Annotated in this window: 17 protein-coding genes, 1 pseudogene and 1 riboswitch; of the genes and pseudogenes, 4 read left to right on the forward strand and 14 right to left on the reverse strand. The window is 33.2% G+C overall.

The window, feature by feature from the left end:
- Positions 1 to 106: 106 nt before the first annotated feature.
- The 3 genes from KA867_RS10540 to auxA all read right to left on the reverse strand — a co-directional run bounded on the left by KA867_RS10540 (position 107) and on the right by auxA (position 3405).
- The gene (locus tag KA867_RS10540; RefSeq protein WP_210137975.1) at positions 107 to 652 is read right to left on the reverse strand and encodes a DUF697 domain-containing protein; all 546 of its coding nucleotides are present in this window, start codon (positions 650 to 652) and stop codon (positions 107 to 109) included.
- A 58-nt stretch (positions 653 to 710) separates the two neighbouring features.
- The gene (locus KA867_RS10545) at positions 711 to 1880 is read right to left on the reverse strand and encodes a class I SAM-dependent rRNA methyltransferase (RefSeq protein WP_210137976.1); all 1170 of its coding nucleotides are present in this window, start codon (positions 1878 to 1880) and stop codon (positions 711 to 713) included.
- A gap of 223 nt (positions 1881 to 2103) precedes the next feature.
- Positions 2104 to 3405, reverse strand: a complete 1302-nt coding sequence (gene auxA, locus KA867_RS10550; protein WP_210137977.1) for a lipoteichoic acid stability factor AuxA — start codon at positions 3403 to 3405, stop codon at positions 2104 to 2106.
- Between the two features lie 239 nt (positions 3406 to 3644).
- On the opposite strand from auxA, the gene graF reads away from it, so the two are divergent.
- The 4 genes from graF to KA867_RS10570 all read left to right on the forward strand — a co-directional run bounded on the left by graF (position 3645) and on the right by KA867_RS10570 (position 7252).
- Positions 3645 to 3779, forward strand: a complete 135-nt coding sequence (gene graF, locus KA867_RS10555; RefSeq protein ID WP_019467642.1) for a glycopeptide resistance-associated protein GraF — start codon at positions 3645 to 3647, stop codon at positions 3777 to 3779.
- 488 nt (positions 3780 to 4267) lie between these two features.
- Positions 4268 to 4369: riboswitch (TPP riboswitch) on the forward strand.
- Between the two features lie 74 nt (positions 4370 to 4443).
- Positions 4444 to 5019, forward strand: coding sequence for an ECF transporter S component (locus KA867_RS10560; protein WP_019468131.1), 576 nt, complete (start codon positions 4444 to 4446; stop codon positions 5017 to 5019).
- Between the two features lie 12 nt (positions 5020 to 5031).
- Entirely contained in the window at positions 5032 to 6453 is a 1422-nt protein-coding gene (locus KA867_RS10565) for an ABC transporter ATP-binding protein (RefSeq protein ID WP_210137978.1), read from the forward strand.
- On the forward strand, positions 6446 to 7252 hold the full coding sequence (locus KA867_RS10570; protein WP_210137979.1) for an energy-coupling factor transporter transmembrane component T family protein: 807 nt from the start codon (positions 6446 to 6448) through the stop codon (positions 7250 to 7252). Before KA867_RS10565 ends, KA867_RS10570 begins: the two co-directional genes overlap by 8 nt.
- A gap of 208 nt (positions 7253 to 7460) precedes the next feature.
- On the opposite strand, the gene purD is transcribed toward KA867_RS10570, so the two are convergent.
- The 11 genes and pseudogenes from purD to purE all read right to left on the reverse strand — a co-directional run bounded on the left by purD (position 7461) and on the right by purE (position 18696).
- On the reverse strand, positions 7461 to 8705 hold the full coding sequence (gene purD, locus KA867_RS10575; RefSeq protein ID WP_210137980.1) for a phosphoribosylamine--glycine ligase: 1245 nt from the start codon (positions 8703 to 8705) through the stop codon (positions 7461 to 7463).
- Positions 8706 to 8727: 22 nt separating this feature from the next.
- Positions 8728 to 10206 (reverse strand): bifunctional phosphoribosylaminoimidazolecarboxamide formyltransferase/IMP cyclohydrolase, encoded by a 1479-nt coding sequence (gene purH / locus KA867_RS10580; RefSeq protein ID WP_245355970.1) that lies wholly within the window; start codon positions 10204 to 10206, stop codon positions 8728 to 8730.
- Between the two features lie 21 nt (positions 10207 to 10227).
- Positions 10228 to 10788, reverse strand: a pseudogene (gene purN, locus KA867_RS13470) (phosphoribosylglycinamide formyltransferase); the annotation flags it as partial.
- A 2-nt stretch (positions 10789 to 10790) separates the two neighbouring features.
- Positions 10791 to 11819, reverse strand: coding sequence for a phosphoribosylformylglycinamidine cyclo-ligase (purM, locus tag KA867_RS10585; protein WP_210137982.1), 1029 nt, complete (start codon positions 11817 to 11819; stop codon positions 10791 to 10793).
- A complete protein-coding gene (gene purF, locus KA867_RS10590) occupies positions 11812 to 13299 on the reverse strand; it encodes an amidophosphoribosyltransferase (protein WP_210137983.1) in 1488 nt (495 codons plus the stop codon). The genes purM and purF overlap by 8 nt, the downstream gene beginning before the upstream one ends.
- A complete protein-coding gene (gene purL, locus KA867_RS10595; RefSeq protein WP_210137984.1) occupies positions 13278 to 15467 on the reverse strand; it encodes a phosphoribosylformylglycinamidine synthase subunit PurL in 2190 nt (729 codons plus the stop codon). Before purL ends, purF begins: the two co-directional genes overlap by 22 nt.
- Positions 15460 to 16131, reverse strand: coding sequence for a phosphoribosylformylglycinamidine synthase I (purQ, locus tag KA867_RS10600; protein ID WP_210137985.1), 672 nt, complete (start codon positions 16129 to 16131; stop codon positions 15460 to 15462). The genes purL and purQ overlap by 8 nt, the downstream gene beginning before the upstream one ends.
- Positions 16131 to 16391, reverse strand: a complete 261-nt coding sequence (gene purS / locus KA867_RS10605; protein ID WP_210137986.1) for a phosphoribosylformylglycinamidine synthase subunit PurS — start codon at positions 16389 to 16391, stop codon at positions 16131 to 16133. The genes purQ and purS overlap by 1 nt, the downstream gene beginning before the upstream one ends.
- 1 nt (position 16392) lies before the next feature.
- Positions 16393 to 17094, reverse strand: coding sequence for a phosphoribosylaminoimidazolesuccinocarboxamide synthase (gene purC, locus KA867_RS10610; protein WP_210137987.1), 702 nt, complete (start codon positions 17092 to 17094; stop codon positions 16393 to 16395).
- Positions 17094 to 18227 (reverse strand): 5-(carboxyamino)imidazole ribonucleotide synthase, encoded by a 1134-nt coding sequence (gene purK, locus KA867_RS10615; RefSeq protein ID WP_210137988.1) that lies wholly within the window; start codon positions 18225 to 18227, stop codon positions 17094 to 17096. The genes purC and purK overlap by 1 nt, the downstream gene beginning before the upstream one ends.
- Positions 18214 to 18696 carry a 5-(carboxyamino)imidazole ribonucleotide mutase gene (purE, locus tag KA867_RS10620; RefSeq protein ID WP_107384865.1) on the reverse strand — a complete coding sequence of 161 codons (483 nt, stop codon included), beginning with the start codon at positions 18694 to 18696 and terminating at the stop codon, positions 18214 to 18216. The genes purK and purE overlap by 14 nt, the downstream gene beginning before the upstream one ends.
- Positions 18697 to 18757 lie beyond the last annotated feature (61 nt).

Here is an 18757-nt window from a genome sequence, read left to right on the forward strand (position 1 = left end):
AGTTTTATATAATAACATTACCAAATTATACATATAAATTCAATTCGTTGCACCCATGATATGACAATATTCAGTGAATATTGTTTCTTTTTATGAAAACGCTCCACTATTCCATTAAAGATTTAGCAACCTTTTCACATTTTTCAATATGGTCATCGCCGATTTTTTTCATAAAGTAATAACTGATAGAAGCTGAGATGGCTTGGCCTACAAGTGGGAACCATTTTGTCTGTTTTGCAGCCATACGTTTTGCAACGTCTCTGATAACCACTTTTAATATAGCATTAGATACTTTTCTACCGACAAATTGACTGCCTTGTATAGCAGCTGCTGTAAAAATACGTTCTTTTACATCTTCTCTCATCGAATTAACTTGTTTGTGATCTAAGCCATAAATTTTATTAACGTCTTCAATAATATCTCTCATTAACTTGATATCTACACCAAAGTCAAGACCAGGTATTGGTACAATACTCACACTCGAAGATAACACTGATTTTTTTCTCACAATAGCTTGGGCACGTTGACGACGTTCATCCAATTCAATGTTCGTCGTCGGTATGCTACTTTTATTCTTTATATCTTCAATATTTAAAACTTTATTTCCGACTTTCTCTGTTACGTTATTAGTTATTTTATTCTTAAAACTCATGATATTCACTCCTTGGTAAAATCTAGTACTGTAAAATGATTACCCTATTTCAAAGAAATTACTGTATATTTACAAAAATAGCTTTCAAATACTTTGAAGGTTTGTAATGTGGATGTGTTTTAAAATCTTTTGGTAATCCCATAACTTCTGATAATTCAAAATCAACTTCTGCACTATTTAGCGTGTCTTTAATCATTTTCTTAAATGCTTTTAATGAAAATGTACTATTGTTTGTACACAATAATAAAGTTCCACCAGGAGAAAGTACGTCCAAAGCACCTAAAATTAATTTATCGTAATCTTTCAATACTGAAAATGTTTTTTTCTTATTTCTAGCAAAACTAGGTGGATCAATCACAATTGTGTCATACAATAAATCATGACGGCGTGCGTAATTAAAATAATCAAAAGTATCCATGACAAATATATATTGTGTTTTTGGATTAATTGCATTTAATCCAAAATTTTCTTCTGTTAAGGTACGTGATCTATTAGCTAAATCAACACTAGTCGTCACTTTGGCTTTTTCTGCTGAGACAACTGAAAAAGCGCCAGTATAACTAAACACATTTAACAAATATCTATCTTCAGCAAAGTGGTCTCGTAATTTCTTACGCACCTCTTTTTGGTCCAAGAAAATACCTGTCATAGGACCATCATTTAAATCCACATTATAAAACGTGAAATTTTCTTCGATGACAATAGGAAATTCTGGTGCTTCACCATCAACAAATCCCCCAGCTATCTGAGCATCTTTAAATCGCATTTTTTCAAATAAAGAATTATATTCAAAGACATTTTTTAAAGCACTTAAAATTTGATAACGATATTTATAAATACCTTTAGAATACCATTGTATTAAAAAGTGACCGTTATAGTTATCAATTGTCAGGCCACCTACACCGTCACCTTCACCATTAAAAATTCTAAAAGCGTTGGTACCCTCAATGTTATAAAAATATGCTCTTTCTTGTTTAGCGATTTCAAAAAGTTTCTCAAAAAATTGAGTATTAATCACTTCATTTTCATCATAACTTAATACCCAGCCAAGACCTTTATGTTGTCTTCCGACATATGCTGTTGCAATATAGCTTTGTTCGTCGTTGATTAATGAGAATAAATCGCCTTCTTTCAAATGATCATGCGCAAACACATCATCTTCGTCAATTAATGGATATCCATTTAGATATTTCGTCTCTTTACCTTTATTTAATGTGGCAGTTTTCATAATTATATGTCAGCCTTTCTACTAATTTTATAATTTATGCTTTCTTATTCTATCATCTCAATAATCATAGTAACATCATTTATATGAAATTGAATGCTTTCTCAATTCACACATTGTATCGTTTTTCATTAAAATCATCAGATGCTTTGTGACATTACAATCATGAACAAAAAAAGAACTGGCATATAGCTAAGACCAGTTCTTTTAAAAATATATTTACTTGTTAATCTTTTGAAGGTTCACGTAATTTAATAATGAATGATACAATCACCGCTATTAACATCACAAACAATATAGGCGTAATGAAAATAGACAATAAAAGACCATGAACCATGATATTCATAAATTCTGTGAACAATTTGAAAAATAATATACTTACCATAAATAACTGCAGATAATAGAATTTATCTCTCAAGTAGTTTGTTAATGTCGTTAATATATAAGCAATAATAATCAGCATCAATAATAATAAAGTAATCCATTCAATCACATATTGTGTTTGAGAAATTTCCCAATTACCTGAAACAAATAATGCATTTCTATTATTAAATTCTATGATTGTAAAGAATAATAATACAACACCACAAAATATTTCTACATAAGCTGATTTAACCCATTTTGGTATTTTCATCCAATTTGGTATATCATCCTCTTGAATATCAATAATATTCTTCCATTTTTCGATAAATTTGTCTTTTTTATCTCTTAATTTTTGAATATCAACACTTCTACGTGTTTTTCGAGTAAACTCAGTTGTCTTATCTTGTAAACTTTTCAAATGTTCTTTCGTTTGGTTTGTAACTGTACCTTTGCTTGTTCTCGATAATTCAGGTTCTTCTTCACCTAACTCTTGTTTTGTTAAAGGTAGTGCCCTTCTTAAAAACAAGAAATTCCAAATTGACATTTGACCTAATAACCACATCAATAAAAAGAATGAATTTACGCTCAAAATATCAATAGGTATGATTTCGTCACTATCTATTCTTCCATATAACACGATTTGTGTAATTAAATAGCTTATGCCATAACTGAAAATAATCAATAAATAATGATATTTTCTATGATTTGGATTTAATTCATCTTTATATACAATATACCCAATATGAATCACAAATGGGATGATAAAAATGATGGCAAAAAAACTATAAACTTGTGTCATTAAAATAAGTGTTATAATGAAAAACAGTATTCCAGTAACTAAGAAGAAGATTGAAACATCATAATCATATCTTGTTGTTCTTAATAGGGTGAATCCAAGTAGGATAACTGCAATACCAAATAAAATAATTAACACTGCACTTATAACTGGGAAATTCCCTATATAATTACTCATAACTCTTATGATTTCTGCAAAAAATGCATTTATAAAATCCCAAACATTATGAATATGTAATTCAATTTTACCTTTGTCCTTTAAGTCATGGATCATAGATAAATTTATTAAAATGATGAGACCTGTGAAGAGCGAAACGATGCCTATTATATAACTATATAATATCTCAGCGTGTTTCTTTAAAAAAGACATACCATTCACCTCAAAGTTATTATATATTAACATTTAGTTCTTGTCTTTAATAAATCAATAAATAAGTCTATAGTATGATAGAAAATAGTTGTACAGTCAAGTTTCCACCAAATATAATGAATTAAACAAATATTTTAAATTCAAAGAAATATAACCCGTTACATCTTTATTGTTTACTTTTTAAATGAAGTGGTATATTGAAAACATAAGTAATTTGAATATTGAAGGAGTGTTTAACTATGAGTAAAGAAGAATTAAATAAAAAAGCAGCTGAAAAAGCAAAAGAAGCTGAAGATAAATTAAAAGATAAGAAAGAATCTGCTGAAGAGAGCACTGAAGAAACGAAAAAAAATATTCAAGATACTTTAGATTAAAATATACGTTTGTGATTTCTAAATGCGCATTGTTATTTAACATAAAGGACTAATCTGTTTGTAAAAACGGATTAGTCCTTTATTTGATATCATGTCGTTTTTTACCGTGCATGTTTGCCTGAAGATATGCTCTACATAATCCGAGTCACTAGTCACTCATAACATCTTACCTAGGTGCCAAACGATACAATATCCCAGCAATGATGCATTCAAACAATAGAAAAACTTCAGCATAAATTAAACACCACCTAGCATTTATCATGATAGGTAATCTACCTTAATAATTTTATATCATTTCTAATGATCAACAAAACAATTTTTAACTACCAAAAACCACACAGCCATATCATCATATTTATTAAGCTAATGCGCTATATTTAACCTTATATTATGTTGGACGATTTAGTTTATAAATATTAATTTCAACGTGAATAGACCTTGACATAACGAATTAAAAGTCATACATTATAGTTAAAATTAAAAATTAATATTCGCACTAGGGGTGTTTTGTGACTGAGATGAGGTATACCCTCAAACCCTTTGAACCTGATCTAGATTAAACTAGCGTAGGAAAGTGTATCGTGATATGTTTTTGGTATCCGTATGCCTATATTTAACGCGCAACTTCTAGATGGTTGTGCGTTTTTTTATTGGAGGAGAATTTATGTCAAAAGGTTTAAAACTATCAGAAATTTTAGTAACCGTACTTATAGCTGTTGTTTTTGCAATTGTTTATAATATTTGGACTTTAGTATATAAAGCAGTGCAGGTTTCTGGGCTTCACTTAGAAGAATTAACATACGGTGCGTGGTTTATGGCTGCAATTGTTGCATACTTAATCATACCAAAAGCTGGTATTGCCATCTTAGCTGAATTTGCAGCAGGTGCAGGTGAAACGATTGTAATGGGAAGATTTGATATTCCCACAATGGTCTATGCGCTACTTCAAGGATTAGCATGCGAAATTATTTTCGCTATTTTTAGATACAAATCACGTTCGGCAATGGTAGCTATGTTAGCAGGATTTTTAGCATCTGTTGCGACACTCCCTCTTGATTTTGCTTATGGTTATTTAGGAGAAATTGCAGGTTGGAACTTAACACTTTATATCGTATTTAGATTAATTAGTGGTATTGTTGTGGCTGGATTATTGTCATATTATATTGTGAAAATATTAGATCAAACTGGCGTAACTAAATTATTCAGACCTGCAACACAAAAAGATTATGACAATTTATAAGGAGCATAAACGTTGATAGTCACTGAAAATCTACGTCTAAAATACCCAAATGGACAAAAGAAAATATTCGACAATTTATCACTTCATATTAAAGATAAAGAAAAAGTGCTTATACTCGGCCCTTCTGGTTCAGGTAAAAGTACGCTACTAAATGTTTTAAGTGGTATCGTACCAAATCTCATTGATTTACCGATAAAATACGATAAATTAGAGATTGATCATGATTGTGGTGTTATTTTTCAAGAGCCTGATAGTCAGTTCTGTATGCCAAAAGTATATGAAGAACTCGCTTTTGTCCTAGAAAACCTACAAACACCACGACACAAAATGGATGCCTTAATTGAAACAGCACTCGACGCTGTCGATTTAAACGTAAATAAAGACCAATATATCAATAATTTAAGTGGCGGTATGAAACAAAAATTAGCTATTGCAGAAACATTATTGCAGCAAGCCGACACTTTATTTTTAGATGAACCAACTGCGATGTTAGATGTAGCATCAACAGAAGATTTATGGAATAAGATTAAAGCCCTATGGCAAGACAAAACTGTTATCATAGTTGAACATAAAGTAGAACATATATGGCAACATATTGATCGTGTTATATTATTTAACTATGATGGTGTCATTATTGGCGACGCCTCACCAACTGACATATTAAAAAACTATGAACACCTTTTATCCGAATATGGTGTTTGGCATCCAAAAGCGTGGGACAATGCACCCTCACCTATAGATTTACAACCAACTAATGTACAAAATGTCGACGATCATCAATTGCTTTTTGAACAAGGGTCTGTAAAAAGAAGAAAAAAAGCACTTATTGATATACCAAAACTCAATGTTGCTAGCGGTGAATGGATTACAATTACTGGAGCAAACGGTTCAGGTAAGACTTCCTTATTAGAATCGATCATGCAGCTCATTAAATATGATGGCACAATGTTTTTTGATGGCAAAAAACTTACTAAAATTAAAGAAGCTGCTAAAAATATGTATCTTGTATACCAAAATCCTGAATTACAATTTATTGCAAATTCGGTTTACAAAGAAATCTTCATCCAAAATAAAGCCATTTACCCTTCCATATCAGAAGCTGATGATAAAACTGTACAAATGCTTAAAATGTTAAATTTAGAAGATGTGCAGTCACAACATCCGTATGAATTGTCAATCGGTCAGAAACGTAGATTGAGTGTCGCCATAGCTCTAAGCTCTTCATCAGACTATATTTTATTGGATGAGCCAACATTTGGTTTAGATAGCCATAATACTTTTAATTTAATTAAATTATTCCAGCAACGCGTTAAAGATGGTCAAACTATCATTATGGTTACACATGATCCTGAGATTATCGCACGCTATCCTACACGTAAATTGTACGTAAGAAAAAAGCAAATACTAGAGATAGCAGGTGATAATCATGTTTGAAATGTGGAAAAAGCATTACTCCTTCATGGATGACGTGAATATCATTACGAAATTGTCGTTAGCCATTATTTTGTTTTTCTTTGTTATATTTGTACATCAATTTGATTACATGATTTATATTTGCTTATTGATGTTCCTATTTTTATTACTATTCAATGGTATAAAATTAAAAATTACATTTGCTTTTATTTTCTTCACTATTACTTTCAGCTTAATTTCAGCTTTATTCATGATTTTTTATGGTGAAGGTACACATATTTTGTTTAAATTTGGATTTATTCAAATTAGCACTGAAAGTTTGGTCAGAGGGTTACATTTAGCATTACGTACAACAACCGTCTCATTTTTTGGGATCTTAATTGCTTTCACATCTGAAATTGTAATGGTCTTTTACAGCCTTATGCAACATTTAAAAGTTAAACCCAAAGTTGCTTATGCATTTATGGCTGCTATACGAATGGTTCCATTAATGATCAGCTCTTTAGTTCAACTTAGGAAGTCTTTAAAAATGAGATATCAAATTATCTCTCAACAAAATTACAATATATTAAACAGAATCAAACATCTTATGATTCCACTTTTAAGCCAAAACATTAGAAAAGCACATCAACTTGCTGTTGCAATGGAGAAAAAAGGTTTTAAAGATGCTCCGCGCACCTATTATTATCATGCGCCTTTCTCGTATAAAGACGTTCTATTAATCATCGTTTTTAGCATCATTTTGATAGTTGCTTATTTTCTAGCACTTCACTTACCGATTACTGGTATAAACGATGTTCGTATAAAAAATATATATTAACGATTACCTTATTTTATCCAAAATTCATTACTATCCAATAAATAAAGATAAGACAAAACCTAAACCACTTTGTCTTATCTTTTTGATATGATCATTTACATAAATTAGTATGTGATTGTATATCCTTTAATAAAAATGCTATGTTAAAAATTAAAAAATCGTAATTTCTATACACTGTTAAATAGAAATTACGATTTTTTATGAATATTTATAGATGTTTTATTGCTTTATTGCTAATATCTTTTCGATAAAATAACGCGTCACTTTGGATCTTTTCTGCAGCTTTATAAGCATTTGCCTTAGCGCTTGCAATATCATTGCCCTCTCCCAAAGCTAAGATGACACGTCCACCATTGGTTACAAATTTATCTTTATCTCGTTTTAAACCACTGACAAAATAATTACCATTTAAATCAAACCCTGAAACTACTTTACCTTTTTCGTAATTACCAGGGTATCCTTTAGACGCAAGCATTACACCAACAATCGAAGCATCTTTCCACTTAAATGCTATTTTATTTTTAGCTTCTAAGTCTAAGATGTGTTGCATTAAATCGCTTTCCAATCTTGTCAGTAATACTTGTGCTTCAGGGTCACCAAATCTTGCATTAAATTCTATTACCTTCGGACCATCTGCTGTTAAAATCACACCGATATAAAGAACGCCAAAAAATTCATAACCTTCTTTATACATTGCCTGAGCTATAGGTTGCGCAATTACTTCATTAGTAAGCTTAAGTACTTCCTTATTTATGTGAGGGACAGGGCAATACGCCCCCATCCCTCCAGTATTGGGCCCTTTATCATCGTCATATGCACGTTTGTGGTCTTGTGCAATACAATCAAATGGCACAGCGTAATCACCATTTACAAATGTCATCAATGAGAATTCTTCACCTTCTAAGAATTGTTCAAAGACAACCGTACCAAGCTCTTGTGGATACAATGAGTGAACTGCTTCTTCAGCTTCATCATAATTTTCAGCTATAATAACACCTTTACCAGCTGCCAAACCATCCTTCTTTAACACGATAGGATATTGGCATGTTTTAATATAACGTAACGCATCTGATTTGTTTGATATTTCTTTGTATTCTGCAGTAGGAATATGGTATTTCTGCATTAACTGCTTTGCGAATAATTTCGATCCTTCAATCTGAGCAGCTGCTTGATTAGGACCAAATACTTTGATCTGTTTTGCGATTAATTTGTCTGCTAAACCTTCAGTAAGTGGCTGTTCTGGTCCAATAATGACCCACGAAATATTATGTGCAACAGCAAATTCAACAATTTGATTATGTTCTGTTTCTGCTATTTCACAATGTACATTTGCAATGTCTGACATTGCATCATTTCCTGGAATTGCAAAAATTTCATTTACGAGTGAAGACTGTTTTAACTTATGTGCTAAAATATGCTCTCTTCCACCTGTGCCAATGACTAGTACTTTCATAAATAATTTTGCCTCCAATATTTTAATGTTTAAAGTGTCTAATGCCAGTAGTTACCATTGCAATGCCATATTTATTAGCCATATCTATTGAATCTTGATCTTTAATTGAACCACCAGGTTGAATGATGGCTTTAATACCATGTTGCGCAGCAAGTTCTACTGTGTCATCCATCGGGAAGAAACCATCTGATACCATTACGACATTATCATTAATTTCAACCGCACGTTCTATTGCAATTTTTGCTGATCCTACCCGATTCATTTGTCCAGCACCAATACCGACTGTTTGTCTATCGTTACATAAGATAATTGCATTACTTTTAACAGAAGCGACCACTTTCCATCCAAGTAACATTGCATTCCATTGCGCTTCTGTAGGTACACTTTCTGTAACAACTGTTAAGTCGTCACTTTTTATTAATACATTATCTTTATCTTGTATTAAATATCCACCTGAAACAGATACTATTTCTTGTTCATTATTATCGATTGTCATATCAATTTCTAATAATCTTATATTTTTCTTTTTACTTAAAATAGCTAACGCTTCCTCAGAAAATTTTGGTGCAATAATCACTTCCAAAAATATACTGTGTAGTGTTTCTGCCAAAGTGGCATCAACGGTTCTATTTAATGCTACTATGCCTCCAAAAATAGATTGGCTGTCTGCTTCAAATGCACGCTGATATGCTTCAGAAATATTTGTACCAACGCCTACACCACAAGGATTCATATGCTTAACTGCGACTGCAGCTGGCATTTCAAATTGTTTAACTAGTGACAACGCCGCATCTGCATCTTTAATATTGTTATAACTCAATTGCTTACCATGCAATTGTTTCGCGCCACCTAACGTATGATTAGCATCAGATGTTCTTACAAATGAAGCTTGTTGTTGTGGATTTTCGCCATATCTTAAACTTTCTTTATTTTCCTTAAAGAAATCAACAATTGCACGATCATATTGATTCGTATGTTCAAATACTTTAATCATCAATGATTTTCTATAAGATTCATCTAGTTGATTTGATTTTAATTTTTCAATAACTTCATTATAATCTGATGGATGTACAATTGTAGTAACGTGTTTGAAGTTTTTAGCTGCTGCACGTAGCATTGTAGGTCCACCAATATCTATATTTTCAATCGCATCATTTTCTGTAACATCTGGATTTGCAACAGTCTCTTTGAATGGATATAAATTTACGACAACCATGTCTATTAAATCAATTTGCTGTTCTTTTAATTGTGCTAAATGTTCTGGTTTATTGCGATCAGCTAAAATACCGCCATGAACAGCTGGGTGTAATGTCTTGACTCTCCCATCCATAATTTCATCAAAATGTGTAAGTTCTGATATAGATTTAACCGCAATATTTGCTTCGACTAACGTTTTCATCGTACCACCAGTCGAATATAACTCGTATCCTAATTGCTGGAGTGATTGTGCAAAAGGTACAATACCTGTTTTATTAGATACACTTATAATTGCCTTTTTCATGTTTATTGGCACCTCTTGTTGAATAATTTTTGAAATAACTTCTGGATATAATTCATGTTCAATCGCTTTTATTCTTTCTTCTAATTGCTCTTTCGTATCGTCCGGTTTTATATCACATGTACGTTGTTCAATAATTTCTCCTGTATCCATCCCACTATCAACGAAATGTACTGTTGTACCTGTAATGTTGTCACCACTATTTAATGCTTGACCAATCGCATCTTTACCTCGATATTTTGGCAATAACGAAGGGTGAATATTAATGATACGTTTTTGATATGCATTTAATATATTTTCACCAATTAATTTCATATAACCAGCTAAAATAATCCATTCAACTTTTTCTGTAGTTAACCATTCAATAATTTTCCGTTCATAGTCTGCTTTAGAATCAAAATTTTTAAGCTCATTAATATGTACATCTAATTGATATTTTCTTGCGCGCTCAATACAATAAGCATTTACCTGATCTGTATATAATGCAGTCACTTCAATTTGAGGTAAATTACCTGATTCTATTTGTGACATGATACTTTCAAAGTTACTTCCTGATCCTGAAGCAAAGATAGCAATTTTCGTCACTTTTATACCCCCGTCAGATGAATTGGTTCTTCACTTTTAACAATTTCACCAATTTTATACGCATTTACTTGTGCTTCTTTTAGTGTGTTTAATACTTTAGCTTCATCATTAGCATCAACAACTATGGTAAAACCAATACCCATATTGAATACATTGTACATTTCTTTGGTTGAAATGCTGCCTTGCTTTTGTAACCATTCAAATATTTTTGGTGTTGGAAATTGTGTTACATCAATTGCTGCACCCACTCCTTCAGGCAATGCTCTTGGAATATTTTCTATAAATCCGCCACCAGTGATATGTGTCATCGCATGTATATGTACGTGTTCTTTTACAGCTAATACAGGCTTGACATATAATCGAGTAGGTTCTAAAAAGATATCCAAAAATGTGTGATTTTGATCAAATTTATCTTTTAGATCAATACCTGATTTTTTAATTAAATTTCTCACTAAGCTATAACCGTTGGAATGTATACCACTTGATTCAAGTCCTATAATTACATCACCTGATTTTACGGCAGAGCCATCTATATACGCATCTTTTTCAACAGCTCCTACAGCGAATCCAGCCAAATCATATTCACCTTCATGATACATCTCACCCATTTCAGCTGTTTCACCACCTATAAGTGTTGTATTCGTAGCTTCACAACCATCACTAACCCCTTTGACAATCTGTTCAATAACTTCTGGAACTACTTTGTTAGTAGCAATATAATCTAAGAAATATAAAGGTTCTGCACCAGTAGTTAAAATATCATTGACACACATTGCTACTGCATCAATACCTATCGTATCGTGCTTGTCGTTATCAATCGCTAACTTTAATTTAGTACCAACGCCATCTGTACCAGATACGAGTAATGGTGCTTTCATATTTAACTGAGACAAATCAAATGTTGCACCAAATCCTCCTAATCCACCTAAGACCTCTTTACGCATTGTTCGTTGAACATGGCTTGACATACGTTCAACCGCTTCGTAACCTGCATTAATATCAACGCCTGCTTGTTGGTATGCTTTAGACATTTAAATTACCCTCTCTATCAAAGTATTGTTTATGATTTGCTAAATATTCTTTTTGACGCTCACTTAAATGTTCATAATAATCTTTTTCATAATCATAAAGACCTGCAGGATAATCACCTGTAAAACTTTCTACGCATAGCCCTTTATAAGGCGCGTCTACTTCAAGGCCAATTGAGTCTATCAAACCAGCTACAGTTAGATAGGCCAAAGAATCAGAGCCAATATGTTCGCTGATTTCTGAAGGTGATTTATTCGCTGATATGAGTTCAGCAGTTGTTGAAACATCTATGCCATAAAAGCTAGGAAACATAAATTCAGGAGAAGCAATACGTACATGTACTTCATTTGCTCCAGCATCTTTTAGCATTTGAACAATACGTTTGCTTGTCGTACCTCTAACAATAGAATCATCCACTAAGACAATATTTTTACCTTGTACGATATCTTTTACTGCTGATAACTTGACCCTTACACCTTGTTCTCGTAACTCTTGTGTTGGTTGAATAAATGTACGTGCTACATATTGGTTTTTGACCAAGCCCATTTCATATGGCAAACCACTTTGTTCAGCATAGCCAGATGCTGCTGAGAGTGATGAATTAGGTACGCCAATAACCATATCCGCATTATCAACTGGACTTTCTAACGCTAATTGTTTACCAGATTGTTTACGAATCGCATGAACATTTTTCCCAGCAATTGTAGAATCTGGTCTAGCAAAATAAATGTACTCCATTGCTGATATTGCTGTCGTCGTATGTCTCGTATAAGATTCTATTCGAATACCTTCATCATTAATAACCACATATTCACCTGCATGAATATCTCTAACGAACTCTGCACCTAAAACATCTATGGCACAAGTTTCACTTGCAATGATATACGCACCTGTTTTCATTTTTCCTACAACTAATGGTCTAATTGCATTTGGATCAACAGCACCATATAACGCATCCTTTGTTAATAGTGCAAATGTAAAACCACCTTTTATTTTACGTAAACTCTCCTGTAATGCTTCTTCAAAGGTTGGCGCTTTACTTTTACGAATTAAATGCATAATTACTTCTGTATCTGATGAAGAATGAAAAATAGAACCTTGATGTTCTAAAGACTTTCTTAAACTTTGTGCATTAATTAGATTTCCGTTATGACAAACTGCAACACTCATATCATAAAAATGGTACAAAAATGGTTGAATATTTTCTATACCTTTATTGCCTGACGTAGCATATCGTACATGACCAATCGCATGTTGGTAAGATTTAAATGCTTCCAACTGGGTATCTTTAATAGCTTCAGTCAAAAGACCAAGTCCTCTTTCTCCAGTAAGTTTTTGGCCGTCAGAACACACGATGCCCGCGCCTTCTTGACCTCTATGTTGTAAACTGTGTAACCCCATATATGTCAATTGCGCTGCCTCATGATGATTCCAAATACCAAAAACGCCACACTCTTCATTTAATCCGTTGTAGTCATACATTTAGGAATTGCTCCTTCCCACTGTTCATTCAATTGTTTCACATCCCGTGAAATTATAGTGTCACCATTTGAAACTACAAATTTTCCATTTTCTGTTAATGTACCAACTTGAATAGCATCTTCCATTTCTAAAGGTTGATCGCCTTTTACAGCCACAATATAACGTCCTTGTGTTTCACTGAATAATTGCTCATTCTTAAGATTTAAAGTTACATCTAAGCCTATTTGATAATGTGCACTAATACGAGCTAATGCCATTAACAGTCCACCTTTACCAACTGTTTGTACGTGAGAAGCAATGCCACTGCGGATTGCTTTTTTAATTGACTCTCCTCTTTTGACTTCATTTGATAAATCAATGGTTTCAACCTCGTGATTCACTTTACCGTAAAGTAATTTTTCAACTTGGCTCCCACCAAAATCGCTATGTGTTTCGCCTACAATATAAAGCGTATCACCTGCTCTTGGCATGAAATCATTGAAATAATCAATTGCTTCAATCAAACCAACCATGCCTACAACGGGTGTAGGGAATATTGAAGTCTCTTTTGTTTCGTTATACAAGGAAACATTACCCGAAACTACTGGCGTCTTTAATATTTCACATGCTTCTGCCATACCTTTAGTAGAATCTGCTAATTGTTGATAAATTTCTTTTTTCTCTGGTGATCCATAGTTCAAACAATCAGTCATCGCTAAAGGCGTAGCACCAACAGAAATCAAATTACGGTATGCTTCTGCTACTACCATCTTTCCACCTTCATAAGGATTATTAAAAACATATCGTGCTTCACCATCTATCGTAGAAGCAATTGCTTTATTTGAACCTTCGACACGAACAACGGAAGATTGTAATCCTGGCTTCACAATAGTATTCGCACCAACTTGTTGATCATACTGTTCATATAAATAGCGTTTGGAAGCAATCGTTGGATGAACAAGTAAACGATTAAATATATCTTCAACATCAATGTCGCTATAGTCATTTTGTGGTTCATTATATATCGGAGTTTCACCTTCAAGCACATATACAGGCGCTTCATCAGATAATGGCTGTACTGGTATATCAGCAAAAATTTCATCTTCATATGTAAGGACAAAACGATCTGTATCTGTAACTTCACCGATGATTGCACTATCCAATTCGTGTTTATCAAATAAATTCAAAAACTTAGCTTCAGATCCTTTTTCTACTACTAATAGCATACGTTCTTGGGTTTCAGAGAGCATCATTTCATAAGGAGAAATACCTTTTTCTCTTGTTGGCACTTTTTCTAATTGTAGATGTAAGCCACTGCCACCTTTAGCAGCCATTTCTGATGAGGATGATGTTAATCCTGCTGCACCCATATCTTGAATACCAACTAACTCATCGAATGTAATTGCTTCTAAAGTTGCTTCCATTAATTTTTTCCCAACGAATGGGTCTCCGATTTGTACTGAAGGTCTTTTACTTTCACTATCTTCACTTAACTCTTCAGATGCAAAAGTTGCACCATGAATACCGTCACGACCTGTTTTCAACCCTACATATATAACCGAATTACCCGAACCTTTAGCAGTACCTTTTTGAATTTTATCGTGATCAATAATACCTACACACATTGCATTCACCAGTGGATTGCCATCATATCTATCATCAAACTCTATCTCACCCGCTGTAGTTGGAATTCCAATACAATTACCATAGCCACCAATACCGGCTACTACACCACGTAATAAACGACGATTTTGTTTTTCTGTCAATTCACCAAAGCGTAAACTATTCAATAGATTTATTGGTCTAGCACCGATGGAAACAATATCTCGAATAATGCCTCCTACGCCAGTAGCCGCACCTTGATAGGGTTCAATAGCTGAAGGATGATTATGTGATTCAACTTTAAATACCACTGCTTGATTGTCACCAATATCTACCACACCTGCACCTTCACCAGGCCCCATCAATACATGTTCACCTGAAGTTGGAAACTGAGTTAAAAATGGTTTTGAATGCTTATAAGAACAATGTTCACTCCACATTACAGAGAAAATGCCAATTTCAGTAAAATTGGGTTCACAACCTAGAATTTCACATACTTTATCGTATTCTGACTCCGATAACCCCATATCTTTATATAGCTTTTCTAACTTAATTTCTTCCACACTTGGTTCAATAAACTTAGACATTTTGTTCCCTCCAACTATTTACCATTGCTTCAAATAATTTAACGCCACTATCAGTTCCTAATAAAGCGTCCATTGCGCGTTCGGGATGCGGCATCATGCCACAAACATTTCCATTTTCATTGACAATACCTGCAATATCATTGTATGAACCATTAGGATTATCCTTATACTTTAATATGATTTGATTGTTTTCTACTAATCTGTCATACATTTCTGATGTACAATAGTAATGACCTTCACCATGCGCTACAGGATATATTACTGTTTCATTTTCTTCATATAATTTGGTATAGGGTGTTTGGTTATTTACAACTTTTAATAGCTCATTTCGGCTTACAAATAAATGTGAATCATTATGCAATAAAGCGCCTGGAAGTAAACCTATCTCTGTGAGAATTTGAAATCCGTTACAAACACCTAATACTGGTTTTCCTTCATTCGCGAAACGTTTAACTTCTTCAGTGATAGGTGCAACACTTGCCATCGCACCTGAACGTAAGTAGTCACCAAAAGAAAAACCACCAGGTATTAACACGCCATCAAAACCTTCTAAAGATGTATTTCTATAGTCTACATATTCTGCTTCTACGCCGGATTTCAATGCTGCATTATACATATCTCTATCACAATTAGATCCTGGGAATTTTAGCACTGCAAATTTCATTATGCTTTCTCCCCTTCTTCCAATACTTTATAGCTATATTCCTCAATAACTGTATTTGCAAATAGTCTTTCACTTAAAGTAGTAACGACATTGTGAAGTGCAGCATCAGTCGCTTCATCAACTGTCATGTACAATAATTTACCAACACGTATATCATTTACTTGTGTGTATCCTAGGTCATGTACTGCGCGATTTAAAGCTTGTCCTTGTGTATCTAATACTTGTGGTTGTAATGTGATATGCAATTCAATTGTTTTCATTTTATAGTTCCTCCAATTTATTAAGAAAAGTTTGATAAGTTTCTATGATTGAACCCGTTTCTTCACGATAAACATCTTTATCAAAATTTGTATCACTATATTTATCCCAAATACGACATGTATCTGGTGAAATTTCATCTGCTAATAGAATTTGACCATCTTTACTGCGTCCAAATTCTATTTTGAAATCTACAAGTCGTAAATCCATACCATCCATTAATTCAATCAACACTGTATTTATTGTTTTTGCTGCCTCTTTTAATTTTTCAATTTCTTCTTTACTAGCTAAATGTAATAACTGTATGTGATCTTCTGTGATTAAAGGATCATTTAAATCATCGTTTTTATAGAAGAATTCAACTAAAGGACTTTCAAACGTATGTCCTTTATCAAAGCCTAATCTCTTTGTTATAGAACCCGCAGCGATGTTTCTCACTACCACTTCTAATGGTATAATTTCCACAGATTTCACAAGTTGTTCAGTTTCTGATAGTTGCTCGATAAAGTGACTATCAATATCACGTTCTTGAATAAAACTAAAAATTCTAGAAGTAATTTGATTATTTAAACGACCTTTACCTTCTATAAAATCTTTTTTCGCTCCATTGCCGGCAGTGACTTCATCCTTATACTCAATTCGAAGTACATCCGATTGCGCCGTAGAAAAAATTCTTTTCGCTTTTCCTTCATATAACAAAGACATTAGCTATGTCTCCCTTCAAAATGATTTAGTAATGTTTGTTCTGTTTGTTCTACATGATTTGTAAGCATAGTAAGGTGACCCATTTTTCGGTCGGGCTTGCGGCTTATTTTGCCATAAATATGGACATGCCATTCAGGATGAGCATCGAATTTATGTTCCAATAAATCTAAATCTCTTCCTAATAAATTCATCATTACACTAGGTTTTAATAATTCAATTTTTTCTGGTAACCGATGACCTGTAACTGCTAATATATGTGTATCAAATTGCGAATAATCACATGCTTCGATTGAATAATGTCCAGAGTTATGAGGTCTAGGTGCAATTTCATTCACAAACAATTGATTGCTTGCATCGATGAAAAACTCCACCGTGAACGTGCCCACAAAATGAATATGTTTGATAATCTTCTCAACTTCTTTGCGTGCCATTTGTTCAATTTGTGGTTCTACACGAGCAGGTACAACTGTCTTAAATAATATTTGGTTTTGATGTTCATTCTCTTGTAATGGAAAATACGTGATTTGATTATCGTTACCAATGGTTACTGTTAAAGAAACTTCTTTTTGTAATTCTAAAAATTTTTCAGCAACACATTCTTGTTTATTAATTAATGTTTTGGCATTATCCAAATCTGCTTCATTTGTAATAAGTACTTGCCCTTTTCCGTCATATCCACCAAATCTTGTTTTTATCATAAATGGAAAATCAAGATTTTCTACAGCTTGAGATAAACCGCCTGTATCGGATAACTTCACGAATGGTGCTACTTGAGTTCCGGCATTTTGCAATGTCTGTTTTTCAATTAATCTATCTTGTAATAGTTGTATAGCTTGGTAACCTTGAGGAATATTATATTTGGAAACTAAAGTTTGTAATTGATTCGCAGAAATATTTTCAAATTCATATGTAATAACGTCGGATAATTCACCTAGTTGAACAAGTGATTGTTCGTCATCATAGTTTGCATTTATAAACTGATGTGCTACATGTTGGCACGGACAATTTTCATCGGGATCTAACACAATAACTTTAAAACCCATTTTCTGAGCAGATTGTGCCATCATTTTACCTAATTGCCCACCACCAATAATTCCAATCGTTGATCCAAATGATAGTTTATTGAAGTTCATGTTGCATCTCACTCACTTTCTCAACCAATGATTTTTCATAATTTTCCAAATTCTTTTGGACTACTTTATTACCAATGCTGAGCATTCTGGCAGCAAGTATTCCCGCATTTTTCGCCCCAGATTTCCCTATAGCTGTTGTAGCCACAGGAATACCACCTGGCATTTGGACAATAGATAGGAGAGAGTCTAATCCTTTTAAGCTTTTAGATTCTATAGGTACACCAATTACTGGTAATGTCGTCATTGATGCAACCATACCTGGTAAGTGTGCAGCACCACCAGCGCCAGCAATAATGACATCATATCCATCATCTCTGGCTCCTTTAGCAAATTCATACATTAATTGAGGCGTACGATGTGCAGAAACAACTTTCTTTTCATACGGTATGTCTAGTTGTTCTAACATTTGACAACTTTCTTTCATAGTCTCCCAATCGGAAGAACTACCCATTATGACTACCACTTTCAAAATGAACACCCTTTCAGAAATTTGAAATGTTATGACTATTAGATGTATATTACAGATATAG

The sequence above is a fragment of the Staphylococcus sp. GDH8C109P genome, from assembly GCF_017893405.1.
Taxonomy (GTDB): domain Bacteria; phylum Bacillota; class Bacilli; order Staphylococcales; family Staphylococcaceae; genus Staphylococcus; species Staphylococcus cohnii.

Excerpts from the sequence above, each read along its gene's own strand:
- purQ (WP_210137985.1), bottom strand. The coding sequence starts at position 16,131 with ATGAAATTTGCAGTGCTAAAATTCCCAGGATCTAATTGTGATAGAGAT.
- purS (WP_210137986.1), bottom strand. The coding sequence starts at position 16,391 with ATGAAAACAATTGAATTGCATATCACATTACAACCACAAGTATTAGAT.
- KA867_RS10540 (WP_210137975.1), bottom strand. The coding sequence starts at position 652 with ATGAGTTTTAAGAATAAAATAACTAATAACGTAACAGAGAAAGTCGGA.
- purC (WP_210137987.1), bottom strand. The coding sequence starts at position 17,094 with ATGTCTTTGTTATATGAAGGAAAAGCGAAAAGAATTTTTTCTACGGCG.
- KA867_RS10545 (WP_210137976.1), bottom strand. The coding sequence starts at position 1,880 with ATGAAAACTGCCACATTAAATAAAGGTAAAGAGACGAAATATCTAAAT.
- graF (WP_019467642.1), top strand. The coding sequence starts at position 3,645 with ATGAGTAAAGAAGAATTAAATAAAAAAGCAGCTGAAAAAGCAAAAGAA.
- purF (WP_210137983.1), bottom strand. The coding sequence starts at position 13,299 with ATGTATGACTACAACGGATTAAATGAAGAGTGTGGCGTTTTTGGTATT.
- KA867_RS10570 (WP_210137979.1), top strand. The coding sequence starts at position 6,446 with ATGTTTGAAATGTGGAAAAAGCATTACTCCTTCATGGATGACGTGAAT.
- purM (WP_210137982.1), bottom strand. The coding sequence starts at position 11,819 with ATGTCTAAAGCATACCAACAAGCAGGCGTTGATATTAATGCAGGTTAC.
- purL (WP_210137984.1), bottom strand. The coding sequence starts at position 15,467 with ATGTCTAAGTTTATTGAACCAAGTGTGGAAGAAATTAAGTTAGAAAAG.
- purK (WP_210137988.1), bottom strand. The coding sequence starts at position 18,227 with ATGAACTTCAATAAACTATCATTTGGATCAACGATTGGAATTATTGGT.
- KA867_RS10560 (WP_019468131.1), top strand. The coding sequence starts at position 4,444 with ATGTCAAAAGGTTTAAAACTATCAGAAATTTTAGTAACCGTACTTATA.
- auxA (WP_210137977.1), bottom strand. The coding sequence starts at position 3,405 with ATGTCTTTTTTAAAGAAACACGCTGAGATATTATATAGTTATATAATA.
- purD (WP_210137980.1), bottom strand. The coding sequence starts at position 8,705 with ATGAAAGTACTAGTCATTGGCACAGGTGGAAGAGAGCATATTTTAGCA.
- purH (WP_245355970.1), bottom strand. The coding sequence starts at position 10,206 with ATGAAAAAGGCAATTATAAGTGTATCTAATAAAACAGGTATTGTACCT.